Source organism: Lentilactobacillus raoultii, from assembly GCF_900411375.1.
GTDB lineage: Bacteria > Bacillota > Bacilli > Lactobacillales > Lactobacillaceae > Lentilactobacillus > Lentilactobacillus raoultii.
In genome coordinates this window covers 65,400-72,163 of the sequence record NZ_LS423002.1, presented here as the reverse complement: position 1 = coordinate 72,163, position 6,764 = coordinate 65,400, and the positions used below count along the sequence as shown (strand labels likewise).

6 protein-coding genes are annotated in these 6,764 nt (G+C 43.1%); 2 read left to right on the top strand and 4 right to left on the bottom strand.

The features are described 5' to 3' along the window. Nucleotides 1–223 precede the first annotated feature (223 nt). Both ED605_RS13165 and ED605_RS13160 read left to right on the top strand, forming a co-directional pair. A complete protein-coding gene (locus ED605_RS13165; RefSeq protein WP_191981385.1) occupies nt 224–838 on the top strand; it encodes a TcaA second domain-containing protein in 615 nt (204 codons plus the stop codon). 219 nt (nt 839–1,057) lie between these two features. After that, nucleotides 1,058–2,203: a DUF2325 domain-containing protein gene (locus ED605_RS13160; protein WP_225419150.1), complete on the top strand. Its 1,146-nt coding sequence runs from the start codon at nt 1,058–1,060 to the stop codon at nt 2,201–2,203. Nucleotides 2,204–2,291: 88 nt separating this feature from the next. Here the strand turns inward: ED605_RS13160 and ED605_RS13155 are convergent, their stop codons facing one another. From ED605_RS13155 to ED605_RS13140, 4 genes are all read right to left on the bottom strand, one after another. Beyond that, the gene (locus ED605_RS13155; RefSeq protein WP_225419149.1) at nt 2,292–2,933 is read right to left on the bottom strand and encodes a TetR/AcrR family transcriptional regulator; all 642 of its coding nucleotides are present in this window, start codon (nt 2,931–2,933) and stop codon (nt 2,292–2,294) included. 16 nt (nt 2,934–2,949) lie between these two features. Beyond that, on the bottom strand, nt 2,950–4,548 hold the full coding sequence (locus ED605_RS13150) for an ABC transporter permease (RefSeq protein ID WP_121979344.1): 1,599 nt from the start codon (nt 4,546–4,548) through the stop codon (nt 2,950–2,952). Nucleotide 4,549: 1 nt separating this feature from the next. Beyond that, entirely contained in the window at nt 4,550–5,470 is a 921-nt protein-coding gene (locus ED605_RS13145; protein WP_121979343.1) for an ABC transporter ATP-binding protein, read from the bottom strand. 273 nt (nt 5,471–5,743) lie between these two features. Next, nucleotides 5,744–6,592, bottom strand: coding sequence for an aldo/keto reductase (locus tag ED605_RS13140; RefSeq protein ID WP_121979354.1), 849 nt, complete (start codon nt 6,590–6,592; stop codon nt 5,744–5,746). Nucleotides 6,593–6,764: the final 172 nt, after the last annotated feature.

Sequence of the window (6,764 nt, the reverse complement as noted above, 5' to 3'; positions counted from 1 at the left end):
CTGGTAAATTTAATTTAACAGATCGGAGTCATTTTTTCACCCATTGGGTGAAAAAAGCCGCTGCCCAAATCATTAATTTGATCAGGTCAGCGGCCTCTTTTTATTTTTTTAGAGATTATCCAGGTTATATTATAATAGGAGTTAAAAACCCAACTGTCTAAAGAATTGCTTCTAAAAGAACGATTCTAATTAGGCCACTATTAATTCAGAAAGAAAGATTGCCTTGGAATCACAACAACACGCAACTAATACTCAAAAATGGCTCATTGGCATTTTAACAACGCTCTTAGTTATCATAATTGGCAGCTATTTTTACTTGGATCATTACTATAGCCAGTCAGCAACCGCCAACCGCTTTGTCAGTGCCATTGAAAAAAACAATCCCAAAACAGTCGCTTCATTAATTCGTACTGATGATCCGGATTTTAAAATTACCCCACGTTCAGTTCAACCTTTAATAACTTATTATCAACATTATCCTAATCAACGGGCCAAACTCAAACGACGAATGTCAGCAACCGGCGTCGTCAATCGGCTCTTAGACTTTGTCGATATCGGTCATCACTTTTTCCTTTTTGAAAACTATACATTGCAAGTTGCCCCGATTTTTCCGACGATCAGCTCCAACCGCGATCATGTTCAGGTAAAAATCAACGGCCATGTTGTGGCTAAAAGTCTAACTCAAAATACCACCAGAACTTTTGGACCGTATATCCCCGGTCGCTATAACATTCAATTGACAACCAAGACACATGGTCACCGTCAAACCTTAACGCAACGCTTTGACTGGATTGATCCAACTGTCCAGCAGCTTCAAGTCCACGACACTTTTAAATAGTGAACGGATTCAAGCGGTTAACACCCGATTGATCTCTTATCAGGAGTGGTGTTGCTTGAAGGAGTTGTCCTATTAAAAAAATAAGTCATTCTGATTGGTCCATACGTAATTTCGTGATATTTTTTTCAAAAAAACTTTGTTAAATTTTGGCCTGTTCCCTTGTGATAACTGGAAATTACTAGTATCCTAAATTCACAAGTTAAAGGAGGAATTTTCTATATGGTATTAATTAATAATCAATCTTTTTCAACTAACGATTCATCATCTTTTAGTGACCAACCCAATTCAGAAGTTCCTGAATTAAATCGGGCTAATGTGAACCTACCTTATCCTGACCTTCAAAAGTTGCTTAGTAAAATATCAAGTCTTCAGAACCAACTGCTTAGTTTGCAACAGGAAAACCAAGATAATAAGACCCCATCTCTTGATCAATTGACTTCTTCTATAACCATTGATCAACTATGGGATTATCTACAGTCTCATGACGAATTAAAGAAGGCCCTTTTAAGGAAAATCGAAGTCGAAAAAGCTTACCCGGTTCGATTGCACCTTTCCGGGGCTAATATTGGCACCAAGTACGTTAATGAAGAAATTGTTCGACGTTATGGTCTCTCTGATGGCGATTTAGCAAATGCCAACTTTGAGGATGGTAAGATTGCAGTCAACGTTATTAAGCATAGTGGCAAATCGTTGGCCGATGCAGGCATCAGATTTTATACGGGTGAAATCGTTGAACGAAATGGTCATCTAGAAGTCGATAATCCAACCGGTGAGGGTAATATTAGTGGAACAGAAGCTTTTGAAATGGGCGCGCTCCCCTATGTGCCAACACCTGAAGAGCTCGAAAAATACAACCTTAGAGTCGGCCAGATTGTCGACGTCAGTTGGTATGACAGCAATCCCGGGACGATCAAAATTGTTTGGATTCACCCTCAAGACAGTGAGTCGGCAACTGAAAAGCCCGATAAATCAAAAAAGCCTTCCGGAAACACGCCGAAACCTTGGACACCGAACTATCCTGAAATTCAACCAATTGTTTCAGGAAAAACGGTTCTTCTGGTTGGAGACAGTGTTTACGCTGAAAACTTGCGCCGAGTAACCGATGCCTATGATGCAACTTTAACCGAAGTTGACTCAATTGATCGTGAACGATTTGAAGCGATGGTTGAAGATGCGGATATGCTGATCATTGCTTTGCACTATGTCAGTCACCGCGACTCTAATCTGGCAATCGATTTAGCTAAGGCGCACGGCCTTACCTACGCTACTTTCAATCAACACGCTAAGATTCCTTTCGAAATTGCTTTAAAGACGGCCGCTGAGCGTTATGAAGCTTCTCGAATTGATGCTGAAGAACAATCATAAGCTAAGCACTGTTTTATTTAAAATGACCCTTTGTGGACATCTTTCAACAAGATATCCGCAAAGGGTCATTTTCATCGTTTAACTCACGTTATTGGCGCACAATCCCGTATTCCAGCATCTCCATGTAACGGGTCACTTGCTCGACAATTTCTGTCATGTCTTCCATTCGTCTAATCCCCGGATGTTGATCAAAATAGGTCTGAATTTGCCGGGTCATGCCTTGTAACACCATTGACAAAAAAGCTTTAACCGTGGTTTCTTCCAACTCAGGACGCAATGTTAACTTGTCAGCCATCGCATCGACGACTTGATGTTGGATGCGTCGGGCCCATTTATCAATGATAGCAAACGTGTCATCATCAAGGGACTGGGGAATATCACCATCATGTGTATAGACTCTGGTGAGTAATGCGAACTCATTTGGATAGCGATGCGATAACTCGGTTTTGTACCGAGTGGCTCGAATAATCATGCTGACCAAATCATCGGAGGCCAGCCAAATCGTCAAATCAACCACATTGGTAAGCGTAGTCATTGCTTGACGAACTGCAGATCTGTACAATTTTGGTTTATTATCAAAATAGCGAAAGACCGACCCTTTGGCGACATGAGCCGCCAGGGCAATTTGATCTGTACTAGCGCTATAGCCAGCGGTCCCAAAGATTTTAACCGCCGCATTTAAAATCGCTGTTACTTTTTGAGGATCTCGGGATAATCGTTTTCCCACCATTCTGTCACCCACTTTCTTAGTTTTCCAAATCACGTTGCCGATAACTAATAATCCCCAAAATAATTAAGAGAAGTGAGAGTCCCAGCAGCCAACCAACCGGTGTCGCGTTAATTGAAGCCAGGGGGACTTTTCGGAACCAGTAAAATGGTGACAGTTTCATCGCCCAAACTGGGAGATCCATTAAGCGGCCAAAGTATGAAATGATAAATGAGCCGCCCAGCAGCAGCCAAATAGCAGAATGTCCCTTTGGCCAAAGTCCAATCAGAGCAGTTGATAAACCTGTAAACAACGCTAAAATTGGCAGCATTGCCACAAAAGTTCGCCAGAAGTACCGAAATGCCAGCGACCGTTCAAGAACTGCGTTTCCAGCCAGCATAGCTGACATCAAAGCAACAAATAGGATGACCACTGACAGGCTAAATCCGTAAATTAAATAAACCATCATGAGATGAGTTCGACTCTGAGGTTTGGCTTCAACTAACTGTAAGTAACCCCGACGTTCTTCCGTATACAATCGGTTAATCACCATCAAGCCACCGACAATCGCCAAGACACTAAAGATAACGCCCAGAATACTGACAAATGACAGTAATTGGCTTTGCTGCAATTGATGGCGACCACTCTGGCCAAGCACCTGTTGCACAACTGGAGATTGATTGACGATCTGACCAATGCTGTTAAAAACCGATCCATAGCTGCCGCCAAGAACAGCCATGCCAATCAGCCAAAATAAACTAACGGCTTTCTGGTTCCAAATTAATAGGGTTCCGGGTCCCCGAAGAAAGTGACTAGTTTGTTTGCCACCTCGAACCTGGATCATTCCAGCACCAATGTCTCGAGACCGATTCAACACAAGCGCGAGAATAAACCCAGCCAGTCCAAGAATGAGCAGACTGCCAACCGGTAACCAATCATTTTGCGTATAAATACCGGCCTTTTCAATCCACCCAAATGGTGACAGCCAGGTTAGTTTTGGATGAGTGACGTCCGTCATCATCCGAATCAAATAGGTAATTCCCAGAAAAGCGCTATTGTAAAGGGTAACATTATGACTGTCAGCCACTAATTGAGAAAAAATCAAGGAGATTAAGCCAAAACTAAGTCCAACTGAGCCCAAGGTGATGGCAAATAACCAGTCACCCCTCACATGACTACCAGGCATTTTAGCCAGTCCCAAGCCAATTCCGGTGATCAAAGAAAAACCAATGTCGGCAATCACCAATTCAAGTGCTGCCGCTGAAATCGGGGCTAATCGGCCCACTGGATGTCCGCCCAAAATCATTTCCGTCAAGCCACTTTCTTCCTGCCCCCGCGTTGCATTCACAGAAAGAGAAAAATTAAAGAGCACCATGAAGCCGCCCCAAAAGACCATCATTTCAGCCGCAAAAACAATTGCCGGTGTTAATTTAGTGGTGATCATCGGGCCAAATAATGCAACCATTGCTTGTGATTTCAAAGTTTGGGCAATTGCGGCCAATTGGGCAGGTGTGCCATAAATTCCCTCAAACTTTGCGGCCACTGCCACAAAGAGTCCCGCCAAAACCAGCAGCCAAATCATTATTTTAAGCCCGTCCCGTTTTAAATTGGCGTTTAATAGTGTTAACGTTTGAGCCATCCTACTCACCCGCCCCTTGTTGATTATCAGCTTGATAATAACGGAGAAAGAGATCTTCCAAAGTCGGCGGCATGGTTCTCAATTGCAGAATCGACTTTTGGGCTAGTCGTGTCATGACGCTGCTCAGTGCTTCCGAATCAACACTAAAGGTGGCAGCTGTTTGCGCCTGATTCGTAAATTCTAACTGGTGAATGCCGGTAACCGTTTGTAAGTCAGCCATAGTTGTGGCAGTTTTAACCGTTACGGTGTTCCTGGTCAAATGCTGCATCGCTGCTAAAGAACCTGATTCAATAACGCGGCCATCCCGAATAATGGCGATCGTATCACACATTTTCTCAACTTCCGACAAAATGTGGCTTGAAAGTAAGACACTTTTGCCGGCCCGCTTCAGCGCAGCAACCTGTTGTTGAAAGATCAACTCGTTAAGTGGATCTAGTCCAGAAGTGGGCTCATCAAATATATAAAGGGTCGCATCAGTTGAGAATGCCGCGATTAAGGCCACTTTTTGGCGATTCCCTTTTGAATAGGTTCGGTTTTTCTTAGCAGTGTCCAACTTAAATGTTTCGATCAACTGATCTGTCTTGGCCGTATGCGACTGACCTGACATATGAAGCAATAAGTCGATTGTCTGCCCACCGGTTAAATTTGGCCAGAGGTAAACGTCTCCCGGCACATAGGCTAACTGCTGATGAATGGTAACTGAATCTCGCCAAGCATCCCGATTGAACACCTTGGCCTCACCACCTGAAGATCGAATGAGTCCTAAGATAATTCGAATTGTGGTTGACTTTCCGGCACCGTTTGGCCCAATAAATCCGAGCACTTCCCCTCGATGAAGCTGCAGATTAACCTGACTTAACGCTTGAAACCGACCAAAATTTTTCTTTAAGCCATTAATTTCCAAAATCATTTCACTGGCCATGACTATTCCTCCCCTGATCGAGTTGGTTAATTAATGGCCCAAGTATAGAAGCTAATGACCGGGCAGTCAATAACTAATCAGTCATTTTTATCTCATGTTTCAATAGTCATTGAAAAATACTGTTATCACACTGATTTTTGAACTGCTTTTTTGCTGAGTCAGCCAACTTTTTTTGATAAAAATTCCCTGGTTAAAGTCAGCGCCGACTTTTAGCCAAGGAATATTTTTATATGCCAATTTTAAATAATTGATTTTAATTTGTCAGGTCAATCCTTACTTTCGGGTATCCGGCCACTGATCAATGCTGTTGCCATAAGCACCCTTAGGATTATGCCACTGAAAATCATCATACCAAAGGCCGCGCTTTCCTTGATCCAGTTGATTAATCTTTTGGACATCTTCATCACTTAACGAGAAGTCAAAGATTTGACTATTTTGAATGATCCGCTTTTCGTGAGTTGATTTAACCACTGTCACAATATCGCGTTGCCACTCCCACCGTAAAATGATCTGAGCAGCGGAACGTTGGTACTTCTTGGCCAGTTCTTGAATTAACGGGTTGCTGAGAGAAGCGCCACCGCCAAGTGGTGACCAAGCTGTCATCTCAACGCTGTGACTCTGGTCAAAGGGCAAAATGTCATGTTCCTGATTGGTCGGGTTGAATTCCATCTGATTGACGGCTGGGACAATTTCAGAGGCTTCAAGCAGTTTAGCCATTCGATCATTATCAAAATTGGAAACACCGATCGCCCGGATTTTACCTTCGTGATACAGCCGCTCCATCGCGTGATAACTTTCAATAAAGGTGGCATCGACCGGCCAATGCATCAAGTACAGATCAACGTAATCCAATCCCAAATCACTAAGTTGATGTTCAAAAGCTTTAGCGACTTGATCATAGTCTCCCTGTTCACCGTTATATAACTTGGTAGTAACGAAAATATCGTCACGTTTTAAGCCAGCCTGTTCAAGACCCAATTTAATCCCGGCACCGGTTCCCTGTTCGTTGCCATACTGCCGAGCCGTATCAATTGCCCGGTAGCCGTTACGGATTGCCGCAGCGACCGAATCACGAGCCGTGTGATTATCAGTTTTCCAAACGCCCAAACCAAGCCGCGGCATTTTAACACCGTTATTTAAGGTAATGACTGAATCTAATCCATCCAATATGAAACATCTCCAATCAATTTAATTATCACCTAAAGCGTATCATAACAGGCCTCCGGATACAAAAAACAATCCGTTAAAAGTTAAAATTAAAAAATCTGGTTCGATCACCGGATAGCAATTCGGA

What these genes read in the sequence shown, in the direction of transcription:
- ED605_RS13160 (WP_225419150.1), top strand. Translation starts at nt 1,058, where the DNA reads ATGGTATTAATTAATAATCAATCTTTTTCAACTAACGATTCATCATCT.
- ED605_RS13155 (WP_225419149.1), bottom strand. Translation starts at nt 2,933, where the DNA reads ATGGTGGGAAAACGATTATCCCGAGATCCTCAAAAAGTAACAGCGATT.
- ED605_RS13150 (WP_121979344.1), bottom strand. Translation starts at nt 4,548, where the DNA reads ATGGCTCAAACGTTAACACTATTAAACGCCAATTTAAAACGGGACGGG.
- ED605_RS13145 (WP_121979343.1), bottom strand. Translation starts at nt 5,470, where the DNA reads ATGGCCAGTGAAATGATTTTGGAAATTAATGGCTTAAAGAAAAATTTT.
- ED605_RS13140 (WP_121979354.1), bottom strand. Translation starts at nt 6,592, where the DNA reads ATGCCGCGGCTTGGTTTGGGCGTTTGGAAAACTGATAATCACACGGCT.